This is a genomic window from Methanocalculus natronophilus, from assembly GCF_038751955.1.
GTDB classification, from domain to species: domain Archaea; phylum Halobacteriota; class Methanomicrobia; order Methanomicrobiales; family Methanocorpusculaceae; genus Methanocalculus; species Methanocalculus natronophilus.
Genome location: NZ_JBCEXH010000128.1, coordinates 1 through 515, shown reverse-complemented (window position 1 = coordinate 515; position 515 = coordinate 1). Strand labels below are relative to the sequence as shown.

General features: G+C 33.4%; 1 protein-coding gene. It reads left to right on the top strand.

The window, feature by feature from the left end:
• Positions 1–244: 244 nt before the first annotated feature.
• A partial coding sequence (locus ABCO64_RS10835; RefSeq protein ID WP_343089489.1) for a hypothetical protein occupies positions 245–515 on the top strand: 271 nt, incomplete at its 3' end.

The window sequence follows — 515 nt, the reverse complement described above, 5'->3', positions numbered from 1 at the left end:
GTATAGGGGGTAAGACTATCCTCATCTATCGCCCATTCATCTTCTTCTTCGCTGCATCCTACTAATAAAAATCCAATCAAGATTAAACTTAACATCATTAAGAATTTTTTCATTATTATTCACTCCTCAATCTACAGTAATGATTATAAATCAAAGACGGTTTTTTTAAAACACTAAATTAATTATTCCACCATAGTTACACCTAATTTTATGATACAATATATTTAATTAGGAGGATACACTTATGAGAAAACTACACGCCTTTTTTTTACTGATTATACTGACTTTCTTTTTAAGTGGCTGCGCCATTATAGAAGAAGTATTTCCAAGTGAAACGCGTCAATTTCAAGACACCATCATAGAAAGTCGAGATCATTTAATAAAAACCAATGTAGGTCTTTATGTGACCGATGAACAACAAGGCCTTTTACCTGGGCGCAGTGATTCGCGGTTAGGGAGTGGGGTTGTGATGTATGAAGATGATGAGTACTATTATGTTTTAAGTAGTTTTCATG